The organism is Pseudomonas parafulva (genome assembly GCF_002021815.1).
Lineage (GTDB): Bacteria > Pseudomonadota > Gammaproteobacteria > Pseudomonadales > Pseudomonadaceae > Aquipseudomonas > Aquipseudomonas parafulva_B.
The window spans coordinates 784,329-801,596 of the sequence record NZ_CP019952.1 but is presented as its reverse complement, the minus strand read 5'-3'; the positions used below and the strand labels follow the sequence as shown (position 1 = coordinate 801,596).

10 protein-coding genes and 3 rRNA genes are annotated in these 17,268 nt (G+C 57.6%); 1 reads left to right on the top strand and 12 read right to left on the bottom strand.

Going from position 1 to position 17,268, the window contains the following annotated elements; translation table 11 throughout:
- Positions 1 to 134 precede the first annotated feature (134 nt).
- The 12 genes from rrf to mrcB form a co-directional block, all read right to left on the bottom strand.
- A 5S ribosomal RNA gene (gene rrf, locus B2J77_RS03490) occupies positions 135 to 250 on the bottom strand.
- 134 nt (positions 251 to 384) lie between these two features.
- Positions 385 to 3,277 (bottom strand): 23S ribosomal RNA (locus tag B2J77_RS03485).
- A gap of 278 nt (positions 3,278 to 3,555) precedes the next feature.
- A 16S ribosomal RNA gene (locus B2J77_RS03480) occupies positions 3,556 to 5,092 on the bottom strand.
- The 16S, 23S and 5S rRNA genes sit together here, the layout of an rRNA operon.
- A gap of 515 nt (positions 5,093 to 5,607) precedes the next feature.
- Positions 5,608 to 6,237, bottom strand: a complete 630-nt coding sequence (gene msrQ / locus B2J77_RS03475) for a protein-methionine-sulfoxide reductase heme-binding subunit MsrQ (protein ID WP_058639173.1) — start codon at positions 6,235 to 6,237, stop codon at positions 5,608 to 5,610.
- A complete protein-coding gene (msrP, locus tag B2J77_RS03470; RefSeq protein WP_058639174.1) occupies positions 6,237 to 7,250 on the bottom strand; it encodes a protein-methionine-sulfoxide reductase catalytic subunit MsrP in 1,014 nt (337 codons plus the stop codon). Before msrP ends, msrQ begins: the two co-directional genes overlap by 1 nt.
- 79 nt (positions 7,251 to 7,329) lie before the next feature.
- Positions 7,330 to 8,181, bottom strand: a complete 852-nt coding sequence (gene pssA / locus B2J77_RS03465; RefSeq protein ID WP_023533151.1) for a CDP-diacylglycerol--serine O-phosphatidyltransferase — start codon at positions 8,179 to 8,181, stop codon at positions 7,330 to 7,332.
- Positions 8,182 to 8,331: 150 nt separating this feature from the next.
- Entirely contained in the window at positions 8,332 to 9,348 is a 1,017-nt protein-coding gene (gene ilvC / locus B2J77_RS03460; RefSeq protein ID WP_058604733.1) for a ketol-acid reductoisomerase, read from the bottom strand.
- 58 nt (positions 9,349 to 9,406) lie between these two features.
- On the bottom strand, positions 9,407 to 9,898 hold the full coding sequence (ilvN, locus tag B2J77_RS03455; RefSeq protein ID WP_003250040.1) for an acetolactate synthase small subunit: 492 nt from the start codon (positions 9,896 to 9,898) through the stop codon (positions 9,407 to 9,409).
- Between the two features lies 1 nt (position 9,899).
- Positions 9,900 to 11,624 (bottom strand): acetolactate synthase 3 large subunit, encoded by a 1,725-nt coding sequence (locus tag B2J77_RS03450; RefSeq protein ID WP_058639204.1) that lies wholly within the window; start codon positions 11,622 to 11,624, stop codon positions 9,900 to 9,902.
- 407 nt (positions 11,625 to 12,031) lie between these two features.
- The gene (locus tag B2J77_RS03445) at positions 12,032 to 12,361 is read right to left on the bottom strand and encodes a YqcC family protein (RefSeq protein ID WP_372239202.1); all 330 of its coding nucleotides are present in this window, start codon (positions 12,359 to 12,361) and stop codon (positions 12,032 to 12,034) included.
- 2 nt (positions 12,362 to 12,363) lie between these two features.
- Positions 12,364 to 13,143, bottom strand: a complete 780-nt coding sequence (locus B2J77_RS03440; RefSeq protein WP_078477991.1) for a tetratricopeptide repeat protein — start codon at positions 13,141 to 13,143, stop codon at positions 12,364 to 12,366.
- A 27-nt stretch (positions 13,144 to 13,170) separates the two neighbouring features.
- Positions 13,171 to 15,492 carry a penicillin-binding protein 1B gene (mrcB, locus tag B2J77_RS03435; RefSeq protein ID WP_078477990.1) on the bottom strand — a complete coding sequence of 774 codons (2,322 nt, stop codon included), beginning with the start codon at positions 15,490 to 15,492 and terminating at the stop codon, positions 13,171 to 13,173.
- 115 nt (positions 15,493 to 15,607) lie between these two features.
- On the opposite strand from mrcB, the gene B2J77_RS03430 reads away from it, so the two are divergent.
- Positions 15,608 to 17,170 carry an AAA family ATPase gene (locus B2J77_RS03430; RefSeq protein ID WP_058639176.1) on the top strand — a complete coding sequence of 521 codons (1,563 nt, stop codon included), beginning with the start codon at positions 15,608 to 15,610 and terminating at the stop codon, positions 17,168 to 17,170.
- Positions 17,171 to 17,268: the final 98 nt, after the last annotated feature.

The window sequence follows — 17,268 nt, the reverse complement described above, 5'->3', positions numbered from 1 at the left end:
ATAGCAGTCGCGTGCTCACACCTGCTGCTCAATGGCGGTTGCTCGTTTGACGACACCGACGCTGATACGTAAGTTTTTCAGCCCAAAGACAAAACCCCTACCTGCATGCGCAGATAGGGGTTTTGCGAAATGAATCTTGACGATGACCTACTCTCACATGGGGAAACCCCACACTACCATCGGCGATGCATCGTTTCACTACTGAGTTCGGGATGGGATCAGGTGGTTCCAATGCTCTATGGTCGTCAAGAAATTCTGTAGCCAGAATGTCTTGTTGGACAGCCCAGCGAATCCGGATATGTGATGTTTGCGATGCGTTGCGAACTTTCGGTTCATGTCATCTTCACCACCGCAATCTGCAGAAGCAAATTGCTTGGGTGTTATATGGTCAAGCCTCACGGGCAATTAGTATTGGTTAGCTCAACGCCTCACAGCGCTTACACACCCAACCTATCAACGTCGTAGTCTTCGACGGCCCTTTAGGGGATTCAAGATCCCAGTGAGATCTCATCTTGAGGCAAGTTTCCCGCTTAGATGCTTTCAGCGGTTATCTCTTCCGAACATAGCTACCCGGCAATGCCACTGGCGTGACAACCGGAACACCAGAGGTTCGTCCACTCCGGTCCTCTCGTACTAGGAGCAGCCCCTCTCAAATCTCAAACGTCCACGGCAGATAGGGACCGAACTGTCTCACGACGTTCTAAACCCAGCTCGCGTACCACTTTAAATGGCGAACAGCCATACCCTTGGGACCGGCTTCAGCCCCAGGATGTGATGAGCCGACATCGAGGTGCCAAACACCGCCGTCGATATGAACTCTTGGGCGGTATCAGCCTGTTATCCCCGGAGTACCTTTTATCCGTTGAGCGATGGCCCTTCCATACAGAACCACCGGATCACTAAGACCTACTTTCGTACCTGCTCGACGTGTGTGTCTCGCAGTCAAGCGCGCTTTTGCCTTTATACTCTACGACCGATTTCCGACCGGTCTGAGCGCACCTTCGTACTCCTCCGTTACTCTTTGGGAGGAGACCGCCCCAGTCAAACTACCCACCATACACTGTCCTCGATCCGGATAACGGACCTGAGTTAGAACCTCAAAGTTGCCAGGGTGGTATTTCAAGGATGGCTCCATGAGAACTGGCGTCCCCACTTCAAAGCCTCCCACCTATCCTACACAAGCAAATTCAAAGTCCAGTGCAAAGCTATAGTAAAGGTTCACGGGGTCTTTCCGTCTAGCCGCGGATACACTGCATCTTCACAGCGATTTCAATTTCACTGAGTCTCGGGTGGAGACAGCGCCGCCATCGTTACGCCATTCGTGCAGGTCGGAACTTACCCGACAAGGAATTTCGCTACCTTAGGACCGTTATAGTTACGGCCGCCGTTTACCGGGGCTTCGATCAAGAGCTTCGCTTGCGCTAACCCCATCAATTAACCTTCCGGCACCGGGCAGGCGTCACACCCTATACGTCCACTTTCGTGTTTGCAGAGTGCTGTGTTTTTAATAAACAGTCGCAGCGGCCTGGTATCTTCGACCAGCAAAAGCTTACGGGGCAAGCCCTTCACCTTCGCCGGCGCACCTTCTCCCGAAGTTACGGTGCCATTTTGCCTAGTTCCTTCACCCGAGTTCTCTCAAGCGCCTTGGTATTCTCTACCTAACCACCTGTGTCGGTTTGGGGTACGGTTCCCAGTTATCTGAAGCTTAGGAGCTTTTCTTGGAAGCATGGTATCAACCACTTCATCGCCTAAAGGCAACTCGTCATCAGCTCTCGGCCTTGAAATCCCGGATTTGCCTAAGATTTCAGCCTACCACCTTAAACCTGGACAACCAACGCCAGGCTGGCCTAACCTTCTCCGTCCCTCCATCGCAATAACTGGAAGTACAGGAATATTAACCTGTTTTCCATCGACTACGCTTTTCAGCCTCGCCTTAGGGACCGACTAACCCTGCGTCGATTAACGTTGCGCAGGAAACCTTGGTCTTTCGGCGTGCGAGTTTTTCACTCGCATTGTCGTTACTCATGTCAGCATTCGCACTTCTGATACCTCCAGCAAGCTTCTCAACTCACCTTCACAGGCTTACAGAACGCTCCTCTACCGCATCATCATAAGATGATACCCGTAGCTTCGGTGCATGGTTTGAGCCCCGTTACATCTTCCGCGCAGGCCGACTCGACTAGTGAGCTATTACGCTTTCTTTAAAGGGTGGCTGCTTCTAAGCCAACCTCCTAGCTGTCTAAGCCTTCCCACATCGTTTCCCACTTAACCATGACTTTGGGACCTTAGCTGACGGTCTGGGTTGTTTCCCTTTTCACGACGGACGTTAGCACCCGCCGTGTGTCTCCCATGCTCGGCACTTGTAGGTATTCGGAGTTTGCATCGGTTTGGTAAGTCGGGATGACCCCCTAGCCGAAACAGTGCTCTACCCCCTACAGTGATACATGAGGCGCTACCTAAATAGCTTTCGAGGAGAACCAGCTATCTCCGAGCTTGATTAGCCTTTCACTCCGATCCACAGGTCATCCGCTAACTTTTCAACGGTAGTCGGTTCGGTCCTCCAGTCAGTGTTACCTAACCTTCAACCTGCCCATGGATAGATCGCCCGGTTTCGGGTCTATACCCAGCGACTAAACGCCCTATTAAGACTCGCTTTCGCTACGCCTCCCCTATTCGGTTAAGCTCGCCACTGAATATAAGTCGCTGACCCATTATACAAAAGGTACGCAGTCACCTAACAAAGTAGGCTCCCACTGCTTGTACGCATACGGTTTCAGGTTCTATTTCACTCCCCTCTCCGGGGTTCTTTTCGCCTTTCCCTCACGGTACTGGTTCACTATCGGTCAGTCAGTAGTATTTAGCCTTGGAGGATGGTCCCCCCATATTCAGACAAAGTTTCTCGTGCTCCGTCCTACTCGATTTCATTGACAAGAGATTTTCGTGTACGGGGCTATCACCCACTATGGCCGCACTTTCCAGAGCGTTCCACTAATCTCAAATCAACTTAAGGGCTGGTCCCCGTTCGCTCGCCACTACTAAGGGAATCTCGGTTGATTTCTTTTCCTCAGGGTACTTAGATGTTTCAGTTCCCCTGGTTCGCCTCTTGCACCTATGTATTCAGTACAAGATAACCAGCTTGTGCTGGCTGGGTTCCCCCATTCAGAGATCTCTGGATCACAGTCTGTTTGCCGACTCCCCAAAGCTTTTCGCAGGCTACCACGTCTTTCATCGCCTCTGACTGCCAAGGCATCCACCGTATGCGCTTCTTCACTTGACCATATAACCCCAAGCAATCTGGTTATACTGTGAAGACGACATTCGCCGAAAATTCGCACGTCGCTCTTACGAGCAGAACTCACAAATTTTACCTTAGCCTGAATTCCAGCAGTGAAACTGGTCTTCAGTCTATTTCTATCACATATCCGAATTTTTAAAGAACGATCTGACAAAAGTCAGAAATCAACATTCACACCGGAATGTTCATTTCTGATTTCTCATCAGCAAATGAATCAAGCAATTCGTGTGGGAGCTCATCAGCAGGCTGATGTCGTCGATTAAGGAGGTGATCCAGCCGCAGGTTCCCCTACGGCTACCTTGTTACGACTTCACCCCAGTCATGAATCACACCGTGGTAACCGTCCTCCCGAAGGTTAGACTAGCTACTTCTGGTGCAACCCACTCCCATGGTGTGACGGGCGGTGTGTACAAGGCCCGGGAACGTATTCACCGCGACATTCTGATTCGCGATTACTAGCGATTCCGACTTCACGCAGTCGAGTTGCAGACTGCGATCCGGACTACGATCGGTTTTGTGAGATTAGCTCCACCTCGCGGCTTGGCAACCCTCTGTACCGACCATTGTAGCACGTGTGTAGCCCAGGCCGTAAGGGCCATGATGACTTGACGTCATCCCCACCTTCCTCCGGTTTGTCACCGGCAGTCTCCTTAGAGTGCCCACCATAACGTGCTGGTAACTAAGGACAAGGGTTGCGCTCGTTACGGGACTTAACCCAACATCTCACGACACGAGCTGACGACAGCCATGCAGCACCTGTGTCAGAGTTCCCGAAGGCACCAATCCATCTCTGGAAAGTTCTCTGCATGTCAAGGCCTGGTAAGGTTCTTCGCGTTGCTTCGAATTAAACCACATGCTCCACCGCTTGTGCGGGCCCCCGTCAATTCATTTGAGTTTTAACCTTGCGGCCGTACTCCCCAGGCGGTCAACTTAATGCGTTAGCTGCGCCACTAAAATCTCAAGGATTCCAACGGCTAGTTGACATCGTTTACGGCGTGGACTACCAGGGTATCTAATCCTGTTTGCTCCCCACGCTTTCGCACCTCAGTGTCAGTATCAGTCCAGGTGGTCGCCTTCGCCACTGGTGTTCCTTCCTATATCTACGCATTTCACCGCTACACAGGAAATTCCACCACCCTCTACCGTACTCTAGCTTGCCAGTTTTGGATGCAGTTCCCAGGTTGAGCCCGGGGCTTTCACATCCAACTTAACAAACCACCTACGCGCGCTTTACGCCCAGTAATTCCGATTAACGCTTGCACCCTCTGTATTACCGCGGCTGCTGGCACAGAGTTAGCCGGTGCTTATTCTGTCGGTAACGTCAAAATTGCAGAGTATTAATCTACAACCCTTCCTCCCAACTTAAAGTGCTTTACAATCCGAAGACCTTCTTCACACACGCGGCATGGCTGGATCAGGCTTTCGCCCATTGTCCAATATTCCCCACTGCTGCCTCCCGTAGGAGTCTGGACCGTGTCTCAGTTCCAGTGTGACTGATCATCCTCTCAGACCAGTTACGGATCGTCGCCTTGGTGAGCCATTACCTCACCAACAAGCTAATCCGACCTAGGCTCATCTGATAGCGCAAGGCCCGAAGGTCCCCTGCTTTCTCCCGTAGGACGTATGCGGTATTAGCGTTCCTTTCGAAACGTTGTCCCCCACTACCAGGCAGATTCCTAGGCATTACTCACCCGTCCGCCGCTGAATCAAGGAGCAAGCTCCCGTCATCCGCTCGACTTGCATGTGTTAGGCCTGCCGCCAGCGTTCAATCTGAGCCATGATCAAACTCTTCAGTTCAATACTGCTTGGGTTTTTAAGAAACCCTAAACTTGGCTCAGCAATCTCAAATGACTATGTGATTTCTCGCATGGTCACTTGTGATGCTGATAATCTTTCTGACTATCAGTCCGTACTCACAAGCACCCACACGAATTGCTTGATTCGATTTGTTAAAGAGCGTTTGGCTGAGAGTGTTTCGTCTCAACCGAGGCGCGCATTCTACGCTCTCCTCATTGCCTGTCAAGCGTTTATTTTGAAGTTTATTTCGAGAAACTCGTTCAACTTCAAACACTTGACTCGCTTCGATCTCTCGTAGCGGGAGGCGAATTCTACAGCGTTTCAACACGCTGTCAACCTTCTTCTCAACCGCTGTCGATCTGTTCGATCGTAGCCTTTACAGCGCCACCCGAACAAGCTAACTCATTGAATCTCAAGGAGTTTCGCGTTCCGATGTCGCTGGAAGTGGGGCGCATTATAAGGGGATTCGAAACCGCGTCAACCATTAATTTCAGAAATCGTGAGATAAGTGCCTGTCACCTTCCAAGGCCACCTCGAACCGCCCTCCCCTTGCTGCGGTTCACGCGCGCAAGCGAACGCGCAACAGCCGGTATCCTCAGCACCATCAACAACATCCCAATAAAGGCATAGACAGCCCACTCCCGCAGGTCAGAGCGTACGATCCACAGAAAATGCAGCAGCCCCAGGCCCAGTACTGCGTAGACCAGCCTATGCAGCTTCTTCCACCGCGCGCCCAGGCGGCGCTGGCTGTAGCGATTGGACGTGACCGCCAACACCAGCAAACCCAGCAAACCAAGGGCACCCACGATGATGTACGGTCGCTTGCGCAGTTCTACCGTCAACTGTCCCCAGTCCAACCCCAGGATGAAGAACAGGTACGCCAGCACATGCAACACTATGTAGGCAAACACCCACAGCCCGAGCTGACGTCGCACCACGATCCAGCCCGGCCAACCGGTAACCCGCTGCAATGGCGTCATGCACAGGCTGATTAACAGAAACACCAAGGCGCCCAACCCCAACCGGTCCATCAACACCTTGCCCGGATCAGGGCCCAACAGGCTGGCCGATGCCTCATACAGCCACCAGGCCGGAAATACGCAGCCTGCCATGAATATACCTAGACGAAACCAGGGATATCTCATCAGTAGTTCTTCCGCAGATCCAGCCCGTCATACAGCGACGCCACCTCATCGGCATAGCCGTTGAACATCTGTGTCTCTCGCACATTGGGACTGAACAGCCCGCTAGGCAACCTGCGTTCACGAGCCTGGCTCCAGCGCGGGTGGTCGACGGTCGGGTTCACGTTGGCATAGAAGCCATACTCATCCGGAGCCAACCCCTGCCAAGTGGTTTTCGGTTGCTCTGCAACAAGGCTGATGCGCACGATCGACTTGATGCTTTTGAAGCCATACTTCCAGGGCACGACCAACCTGAGCGGGGCTCCGTTCTGGTTCGGCAGCTCCCGGCCATACATACCGACTGCCAGGATGGCCAGCGGATGCATCGCCTCGTCCAGGCGCAGCCCCTCTTCATAAGGCCAATCGATCAGTGCAAAGCCAGAACGCTGGCCAGGCATGCTCTTGGGATCCTCGAGGGTTTCGAAACGGACGTAACGGGCCTTGGAGGTGGGTTCGACCTGCTTGAGCACGTGTGCCAATGGGAAGCCCAGCCACGGAATGACCATCGACCACGCTTCCACGCAGCGAAGTCGATAGACACGCTCTTCGAGTTGGTAGGGTTTGACGAAGTCCTCCAGTGCATAGCGACCGGGTTTACCCACTTCCCCATCAATGACAACGCTCCAGGGTTCGGTCTTAAGGCTGCCTGCGTTCGCAGCCGGGTCGCCCTTGTCGGGCCCGAACTCATAGAAGTTGTTGTAGTGGGTGGCATCCTTGAAGGGGGTCACGGCTTCGTTTTGGACCGTCACCGCCTGCCAACGGGTACCAGGCAGCTTTTCGGCAAACCAGGCAGGCGCCTTGCCAGCCTGTACGTCAGGGTAGCGAGACGGCTCGCCGGCCAGAACGTTGCCCGGCAACGTACCCAGTGCCAAACCCGCGAGCGAGCCACCCATCAGGGTGCGGCGTGAGAGATAGAGGCCTTCAGGGGTGATCTCCGACGCCTTGCATTCGCCTGACCTGGGAAGCTTGATAAGCATGAGCGGCTCCATAGCACTGGGTAACGGATGTACCAGTAAGACTATGGAACCGGAGGGTTATTCCACAATTAAGGGATTGTCACCCTTTGCGACGACGCGAGCGCAGCAGGAACTGGATAGGGCCGGAAGCCGCATAGGCCAGGAAGGCCAGCAGCAGAATGCGCGGAGGATCGCTGAAGACCACTGCGAACACCAGCACCACGGCAAGGATCGCCACGAAAGGCACGCGCCCCTTGAGGTCAAGTTCCTTGAAGCTGTTGTACTTGATGTTGCTGACCATCAGCATGCCCGCAGCCGCCACCAGAAGCGCCACCAGGAACGAGAGCTTCGAGCCCTGGATGCCATAGTCGCTGAACGCCCATACCGTACCGGCCACCACGCCGGCTGCAGCCGGGCTGGCCAGGCCGATGAAGTAGCGTTTGTCGGCGGTGCCCACCTGTGTATTGAAACGCGCCAGACGAAGCGCAGCACCGGCCACATAAATGAAGGCCACCATCCAGCCGACCTTGCCCATGTCACCCAGCGCCCAGCCAAAGGCCAGCAGCGCGGGGGCCACGCCGAAGGCGACCATGTCCGACAGCGAATCGTACTCGGCGCCGAAGGCGCTCTGGGTATTGGTCATGCGCGCTACCCGGCCATCGAGGCCATCGAGCACCATGGCCACGAAGATGGCAATGGCAGCAAAGGCAAAATACTTGCTCGCTTCGCGCGGGTCGCCAGCGCTCAGGGCACTCTGTGCGTTCATCGAACTGATGATGGAATAGAAACCAGCGAACAGGTTCGCGGTAGTGAACAGGTTGGGCAGCAGATAAATGCCGCGATGACGCACCTTGCGCCCTTCGTCGTCATGCCCCTCTTCAATGTGCTCATCGACAGGTAGCAGGCTTTCGGCGTCGGAGGGCTTGTTCGGCTCTTCGGGACGTTCGCTCATGGAGGGTACCTTGCAACAGGATGGAAAAAGTTCGACACGGGCCCGCTAAACAGGTTCTGACGGCGGGCCACTGGTCTGCTTTATACCAGAAGCTGGCTGCCAGAACGAAAAAACGCGGCCTAAGCCGCGTTTTTCATCGTTCGATAAACCTTAGTTCTTGGTCTTGTCGACGATCTTGTTGGCCGAGATCCACGGCATCATCGAACGCAGCTTCTCGCCGATGACTTCGATGCCGTGCGCGGCGTTGTTACGGCGCTTGGCGGTCATCGATGGGTAGTTGGTAGCGCCTTCGGAGATGAACATCTTCGCGTACTCGCCGTCCTGGATGCGCTTGAGTGCATTGCGCATGGCTTTACGGGATTCTTCGTTGATGACTTCTGGACCGGTCACGTACTCGCCGTATTCGGCGTTGTTGGAGATCGAGTAGTTCATGTTGGCGATACCGCCTTCGTACATGAGGTCAACGATCAGCTTCAGCTCGTGCAAGCACTCGAAGTAGGCCATTTCCGGGGCATAGCCGGCTTCGACCAGGGTCTCGAAACCAGCCTTGACCAGTTCGACGGTACCGCCACACAGCACAGCCTGCTCGCCGAACAGGTCGGTTTCGGTCTCGTCCTTGAAGGTGGTTTCGATGATGCCGGTACGGCCACCGCCTACACCCGAGGCGTAGGACAGGGCGACGTTCTTGGCGTTGCCCGAAGCATCCTGGTAGATAGCGATCAGGTCAGGGATACCGCCACCTTTGACGAACTCGGAGCGCACGGTGTGACCCGGGGCTTTCGGGGCGATCATGATCACGTCGAGATCGGCACGTGGAACCACCTGGTTGTAGTGGATCGCGAAGCCATGGGAGAACGCCAGGGTAGCGCCCTTCTTGATGTTCGGTTCGATTTCCTGCTTGTACAGCTGGCCCTGGAATTCGTCCGGGGTCAGGATCATGACCAGGTCGGCAGCGGCGACTGCCGAAGCTACGTCGGTCACTTTCAGGCCGTGGGCTTCTGCCTTGGCAACGGTGGCCGAACCTTTACGCAGACCGATAGTGACATCCACACCGGAGTCTTTCAGGTTGCACGCCTGAGCGTGGCCCTGGGAGCCGTAGCCGATGATGGCGACTTTCTTACCCTGGATGATGGAAAGGTCGCAGTCTTTATCGTAGAAAACTTTCATGAAATACCCCTGGTTATATCCCGGCCCCAATGGAGCCATCGCTAATTTATTGTTGAATTCAGATGCTGAGCACTTTGTCGCCACGGGCAATGCCGGTAACGCCGCTGCGCACGGTTTCGAGAATCGATGCAGTGCCGATGGCCTGGATGAAGCTGTCCAGCTTGTCGCTGGTGCCGCTCAGCTGCACGGTGTACACGCTGGCAGTCACATCGACGATCTGGCCACGGAAGATATCCGTGGTGCGCTTGATCTCGGCACGCTGGGCACCGGTGGCCTTGACCTTGACCAGCATCAGCTCGCGTTCGATATGAGCGCTTTCCGACAGGTCGACAAGCTTGACCACTTCGACCAGCTTGTTCAGGTTCTTGGTGATCTGTTCGATCACTTCGTCATGGCCAACGGTGGTCAACGTCAGACGCGACAGGGTCGGGTCTTCGGTCGGCGCCACGGTCAGGCTTTCAATGTTGTAGTTGCGCTGGGAGAACAGGCCGACCACACGGGACAAGGCACCCGGTTCGTTTTCCAGCAGCAGGGAAATGATGTGCCGCATATCAGGTACGCTCCGTCTTGCTCAGCCACATGTCACGCATCGAGCCGTCCTTGATCTGCATCGGATAGACATGCTCGCTGCGGTCAACCGCGATGTCGATGAACACCAGGCGATCCTTCATCGCGAAGGCCTCTTCAAGCTTGGGCTTGAGGTCCTTCAGACTGGTGATGCGGATGCCCACATGGCCATAGGCCTCAGCCAGCTTGATGAAGTCAGGCAGCGACTCGACATAAGAGTGCGAGTGACGGCCGTTGTAGGCCATGTCCTGCCACTGGCGAACCATGCCCAGCACACCATTGTTCATGTTGACGATCTTGACCGGCAGGCCGTACTGCATGCAGGTCGACAGCTCCTGGATGTTCATCTGGATGCTGCCTTCACCGGTTACACAGGCAACGTCCTGATCCGGGAAATTGAGCTTGATGCCCATCGCTGCCGGGAAGCCGAAGCCCATCGTGCCCAGGCCACCGGAGTTGATCCAGCGGTTGGGTTTGTTGAAGCGGTAGTACTGGGCAGCGAACATCTGGTGCTGACCCACGTCCGAGGTCACGAAGGCATCACCGTTGGTGACTTCGCACAGCGTCTCGATGACTTTCTGCGGCTTGATGACATTGCCGTCGCCCTTGTCATAAGGGAACAGTTCGCCATTGCCACGCCATTCATCGATCTGCTTCCACCAGGCATCCAGCGCCGCCTTCTCAGGCTGTTCGCCGATTTCCTTGAGAATGCCGATCATCTCGGACAACACGCTGTCCACTGGGCCAACGATCGGTACGTCGGCCTTGATCATCTTGGAGATCGAAGCCGGGTCGATGTCGATATGGATGATCTTGGCGTTCGGGCAGAACTTGGCCGGGCCGTTGACCACACGGTCGTCGAAACGCGCACCGACGGCGAAGATGACATCGGCGTTGTGCATGGCCATGTTGGCAGTGAAGCTGCCATGCATACCCAGCATGCCAAGGAACTGGCGATCGGTACCCGGGAAGCAGCCCAACCCCATCAGGGTATTGGTGACCGGCAGGTTCAGCGACTTGGCGATCTCGGTCAGGGACTCGGACCCACCGCCCAGGATCACGCCGCCGCCGGCGTAGACGATCGGGCGCTTGGCGGCCAGCAACATTTCTGCTGCCTTGCGAATCTGCCCGGAATGCCCGCGCACCGCCGGGCTGTAAGAGCGCAGCTTGACCTTCTTGGGGTACACGTACTCGAATTTTTCGGCCGGGTTGGTCATGTCCTTGGGGATATCGACCACTACCGGACCTGGGCGGCCGGATTGCGCCAGGTAGAACGCTTTTTTCAGGATTTCCGGAATCTCGGTCGGGTTCTTGATCATGAAGCTGTGCTTCACGATAGGCCGGGAGATACCGATCATGTCGGTTTCCTGGAAGGCATCGGTACCTACCATGGTGCTAGGCACCTGGCCGGACAGGATGACCATCGGAATGGAGTCCATGTAGGCAGTGGCAATGCCCGTGATGGCATTGGTCGCACCCGGGCCGGACGTCACCAGCACCACGCCGGCCTTGCCGGTAGCGCGGGCGTAGCCGTCAGCCATGTGCGTCGCCGCCTGTTCGTGGCGAACCAGGATGTGCTCGACTTCCGGTTCCTTGAACAGCGCGTCGTAGACGTGCAGGAGAGCACCACCAGGGTACCCGTAGATGTGCTTAACGCCTTCGTCGCGCAAGAAGCGGACGACCATCTCAGCGCCAGATAAAAGCTCCACGTTGTTCACCTCTAAAACGCCAGAATACCGCCCCAACAGGCGGGTCTTAATAGGTTTACTGCCAAGCAGAGCATGAGCGAACGTCAGCACTGACTGAGCAAGTATTGGGAGCTCCCCAGAGTGTTGCGGGGGTTTCCCACCCAGCGCGAGGTAACGCGTTGCGGGGTGTAACAGGTCGGCGCGGGTGTGCGCCTCATGATCTGCTTAGCGGGTCTGCTTCTGGCAGTCCCACTACAGCGGAAGTTGGATTCTTGTGATTTGGCGGCGACAAGTCAAGAAAAATTATTGCCAATTTTCAGCCAAGATGAATTCCTGGCACCACTAAAAATCACTAAAGCAGCAGAAAAATTAAGATTTCTATAAAAAAGGGCCACAATCTGCGACCCTTGAAGGAAAATTGGAATAAATCAGGCGGTCGGGGCGATCAATTGGTCGAATGCTGCCAACAGCCGGCGCAGCTCCCGGCTCTGCTCCGGCCGGTTCACGAACACGGTTTCAGCCATGGTGAGGATCCCCGACGCGTTGGGCAATGGGTGACCCAACTCGATGATGATCTTCATGCGCGGCAGAAAAATCCACTGCAGCCACTGCTCGAAACGCAGGGTGTCGACCGCGAAGGGCACCGTGCTCTCCAGTGCATCGTCCTCAGGCGCCTCGTCGTCCCACCAACCTTGCACCTGCAACTCACGCTCGATCAGCATCAGGTGGTCGGCGATGGCCAGTACCCGCGGCTGCACCGTCACGAGCTCACCCGTGCTTTTTGCCGTGCCTGCGCTGCCCCGGCACTGTCGCCTTGCTTCTCACGCGCCTGGGCGATCGTGTTCCACAACTCGGCCTGCAGGCTCGGACGCCCATTGGCATAGGTCAGCGCACGACGCGCCAACTGCTCGGCCTGCGGGGCGTCACCCTGGGACAGCCTGACCTGCGCCAACCGGTAGAGTACCTGCGGCTCCCGCGGCGCGATCCGCTGGGCCCGCTCTAGGCTCGAGGCAGCGCCGTTGAAATCGCCGCTGCCCTGCTGCGTCTGAGCGGTGGTCAGCAGTGCCAGCACCGGCCCATCGAGCTGTTCGTCAGCAGACAACCCGCCGCCAGCGCCGCTACGCGGAATACCGGTTGGCGCGCTGCTGGCCTTGGGGGCCGACGCGCTGTTCATCGACGCAATATCGAAAGGCTCGTCGGCAATGGGGTTAGGGTCAGTGGTGATCGGTTGGGCGTTGACCGGCTCGGTAGTGATCGGCGTCGTGCTGATAGGCGCCGCGCCATTGCCGGCAGGGAACGTCTGGATGCCGGACGCCCCGGCCCCCTGGGGAATCATCACCGTGACGCCGGAGTCTTCCGGCAGGGTCTGCGCCTGGGGCGTGCCGGCATTGATGCCAGGGGCCTGGCGCTTGGCCGTGACGCGCTCGCTGTTGGACACGCGGGTACTGGAGTCGACCACCGGTATATTGCCGCGAGGCACGCTGGAGCACCCCTGGAGCACCACCAGCGCCGTCACGGCAGGAAACAGCCACTTGTTCACGTCACACCTCTTCAATGCAGCCTGTGCTTAATTCATCCAGCCCTTGACCCAGTCCATGACCGATTCAGCTGGATTCTGCTCGCCGCCACAGGTCGCGCCGGCAGGCGGTTCACTCCCGCGAATATACGGCATCTGCACGGCCCCCGGACAGCTGCTGTCAGACCCCTGGCCGCTGTAGGGATCAATCCAGGCCTGCACCACGTTGTCGGGCTGGGGCATGTCGAGCGGCAGTGGGTCGGCTTTTTTCATGAAGCTGGTCCACACCTGCAGCGCGCCGGTAGCGCCGGTGAAGGGCGTTTTACCGTTGTCGTCGCGCCCCATCCAGACCACCGCCAGCAGGTCCTGGCTGAAGCCTGAGAACCAGCTGTCACGCGAATCGTTGCTGGTACCGGTCTTGCCCGCCAGGGTGAGGGTACGCGGCAAGGTGTTGTACACCGAGCGCCCGGTGCCTTCCCGCATGACCCGCTGCATGGCGTTCTGCACCAGGTAGATGGCCGCAGGGTCGAATGTCTGCTGGATCTGGAACGGATAGCGCTTGAGCGGCTCGCCTTCGGCCGTCAGTACGCTGCGAATACCGCGCATCGGCGTGTTGAAGCCACCGTTGGCCAGGGTCTGGTACATGGTCGCGACCTGCATCGGCGACATCCCGCCTGCACCCAGCAACATCGATGGGAACGCCGGCCAGTCCACATCCACACCCAGTCGCCCAATGGTCTTGATCACGTTCGGCACACCTACTTCCAGGCCAAGCTTGGCGGTGGAGAGGTTGTACGAATGCGCCAGCCCCTGGTACAGGTAGATGGTGCCGTGCGAACGCCTGTCGTAGTTTTGCGGGCGCCACACCTGTCCGTTGGCAGCCTTGACCGAGAACGGTTCGTCCTGCACCCAGCTGGTCAGGGTGTACTTGCTCGGCTGCTCGAGGGCCGTCAGGTACACCGCCGGTTTGACCAGAGAACCAATCGGGCGCACGGCATCGATGGCGCGGTTGAAGCCGGCAAAGCCCGACTGGCGGCTGCCGATCAGGGCCTGCACCTCGCCGGTTTCAGGGTTGGTCACGACCATTGCCGATTCCACCTCGTCGGCGCCCTTGCGCCCGGCCAGGCGCTTGAACGTCTCGTTCATCGAGGTTTCGGCTTTCATCTGCAGGATCGGGTCGAAGCTGGTGAAAATTCGCAGCCCCTCTTCGGTCAAGTCTTCGTCGCGGTAGTCCTGGCGCAGCTGGCGCTTGACCAGGTCCAGGAAGGCCGGGAACGAGCTGTCGGCCAAGCTGCCGCGCTTGGTGACGCCCAGGGGCATCTTCTTCGCCGCATCCACTTCGGCCTGGCTGGCCACGCCCTGTTCGGCGACCAGGTCCAGTACCAAGTTACGCCTAGCCAACGCACGTTCCGGGTAACGGCGCGGGTTGTAGTAGGACGGGCCCTTGACCATGCCGACCAACAATGCGATCTGGTGCAGCTTGAGCTCGGACAACGGCTGGCTGAAGAAGAACTGGCTGGCCAGGCCGAAACCATGCACGGCACGCTGGCCGTCCTGACCGACGAACACTTCGTTGAGGTAGGCCTCCAGGATCTCGCGCTTGTCGTAATGCAGTTCCAGCAAGACCGCCATCATCGCCTCGGTCAGCTTGCGGCTCAGGCTGCGCTCACTGGTGAGGTAGAAGTTCTTGACCAACTGCTGGGTCAGGGTACTGCCGCCCTGGCGCATCGATCCGGACGAGGTATTGACCCACATGGCCCGCGCGATGGATTTGGGCGACACGCCCATGTGACTGTAGAAATCGCGGTCTTCAGTGGCCACAAGGGTTTCGAGCAGGTACTTGGGCACCTGGTCGATCTTGATCAGGATGCGATCCTCGAGGTTCTTAGGGTAAATGCCGCCGATCATCAGCGGCTCCAGCCGGACCACATCCAAGGCCTTGCCATTGGCGCCCGCAAGCCCTGCCACGTAATCACCGGAAAACCGTACACGCACGAACTGGGCAGGTTCCATGCCCTCATAGAACTGGAAGCCACGGGTATTGAGGTCTACCGTGCTGCCGTTCACCGCTGCCGCGCCTGGCCCGTTGGCGGCACTTTCACGGCGATAACCCAGCGCGTCGAGTTCGGTGAGGAAGTCATCCTTGCTCAGTTTCTGGCCGGTGAACAGCTCCAGCGGCCTGGCATACACCTTGGCAGGGATGGTCCAGCGCTTGCCGGAAAACTTTTCCTGCACGACGGCATCGAGGTAGACCGCGAAGCCGGCGATGATCACCAAGCCGACCAGGCTGAGCTTCAAAGCCCAGCCCAGCCAGGCACGGGAGCGGCCGGTCGGGCGTTTTTTAGGGGTACGGGAATTTCGAGATCGAGTCATGGCGGCGGATTATACGCACTTTACTGAGGCTGGGCAGGCGGCCCGGCGGTAGGCAGGGACGGCACCATTGACCATAATGGCCGATTCGAATTCCCTGCCCCCGGAAGGATTTCCCGTGAGCCAAGCCCTCATCACTGCGTTGCAGAACCCTGCCTTGTACCCCCACCCCGTGGATGGGTTCCACCTTATCGAGACGCATATCTCCTGGGTATTGCTCACGGGTGAGTATGCCTACAAGATCAAGAAGCCGATGAACTTCGGCTTCCTCGACTTCACCCACCTGGATCAGCGCCAGCACTTCTGCAACGAAGAACTGCGCCTGAATCAACGCCTGACCGACGGTCTGTACCTGGAGGTGCTGCCGATCACCGGCAGCGCCGACGCCCCGCAGATCGGTGGAGAGGGCCAGGCAATCGAGTTCGCCTTGAAAATGCGTCAGTTCCCACAGGGACAGATGCTCTCCACGCTCCAGGCCAACGGTGAGCTGACCGCTGCCCACGTCGACCAGATGGCCCGCCAGATCGCCGAGTTCCACCTGCAGGCGCCTCGCGTGCCCGTGGAGCACCCGTTGGGTACGCCCGAGAGCGTGATGGCACCGGTGGAACAGAACTTCGAACAGATCCGTCCGTTTCTGAGCGACAAGGCCGATCTGCAACAGCTCGACGCCCTGCAAGCCTGGGCGCGCAGCAGTTTCGACCGTTTGCATGGGCTGCTCGAACGCCGCAAGGCCGAAGGTTTCATTCGCGAATGCCACGGTGACATTCACCTGGGCAATGCCACGCTGATTGATGGCCAGGTGGTGATCTTCGATTGCATCGAGTTCAATGAGCCCTTCCGCCTGACCGACGTCTATGCCGACACCGCCTTCCTGGCCATGGACCTGGAGGACCGCGGGCTCAAGTGCCTGGCCCGGCGTTTCATCAGCCAGTACCTGGAACTGACCGGAGACTATGAAGGGCTGGAATTGCTCAACTTCTACAAGGCCTACCGCGCACTGGTACGTGCCAAGGTCGCGCTGTTCAGCATGCCTGCCGACGCCGATGGCGTACAGAAGGCCACGACCCTGCGCACCTACCGCAACTACGCCAATCTCGCAGAAAGCTACAGCGCCATCCCTTCACGCCTGCTGGCCATTACCCATGGGGTTTCGGCTGTCGGCAAGAGCCACGTAGCCATGCGCCTGGTCGAAGCGCTGGGCGCCGTGCGCGTGCGCTCGGATGTGGAACGCAAACGTCTGTTCGGCGAGCAGGCGCAAGACGCGACGGGCCAGTTGAGCGCAGGCATCTACGATCAAGAGGCCAGTGCTGCCACTTACCAGCGCCTTCATCAGATTGCGGCTACCGTGCTGCGGGCAGGCTTGCCGGTGGTGCTCGACGCCACCTACCTCAAGCATGCACAGCGCCAGGCTGCCGCCGACGTCGCCAGCCAGACTGGCGTACCGTTCCTGATCCTCGACTGCCATGCCCCGGATGCCGTGATCAGCAGCTGGTTGCAGCAACGCCAGGCGCAGAGCCAGGACCCGTCGGACGCTACTTTGGAAGTCGTTCAGGCCCAGCAGGCAAGCCGTGAGCCGTTGGCTGCCGAGGAAGTCGCGTTGAGCACGCCGGTAGACACCCAGGCGAGCAGCAGCATGGACCATGTCATCGAGCAAATCCGTCAGCGCTTGCCCGGGCTCTGATGCCTGACACGGCAAGCCGCCATTTCAAGCAACGCGCCTTCGACCTGCGGCCTTGTTAAAAGGCCGCGCACTTGTCCTGCCCCGCTACACTTCCTCTA

Excerpts from the sequence above, each read along its gene's own strand:
- msrQ (WP_058639173.1), bottom strand. The coding sequence starts at position 6,237 with ATGAGATATCCCTGGTTTCGTCTAGGTATATTCATGGCAGGCTGCGTA.
- msrP (WP_058639174.1), bottom strand. The coding sequence starts at position 7,250 with ATGCTTATCAAGCTTCCCAGGTCAGGCGAATGCAAGGCGTCGGAGATC.
- pssA (WP_023533151.1), bottom strand. The coding sequence starts at position 8,181 with ATGAGCGAACGTCCCGAAGAGCCGAACAAGCCCTCCGACGCCGAAAGC.
- ilvC (WP_058604733.1), bottom strand. The coding sequence starts at position 9,348 with ATGAAAGTTTTCTACGATAAAGACTGCGACCTTTCCATCATCCAGGGT.
- ilvN (WP_003250040.1), bottom strand. The coding sequence starts at position 9,898 with ATGCGGCACATCATTTCCCTGCTGCTGGAAAACGAACCGGGTGCCTTG.
- mrcB (WP_078477990.1), bottom strand. The coding sequence starts at position 15,492 with ATGACTCGATCTCGAAATTCCCGTACCCCTAAAAAACGCCCGACCGGC.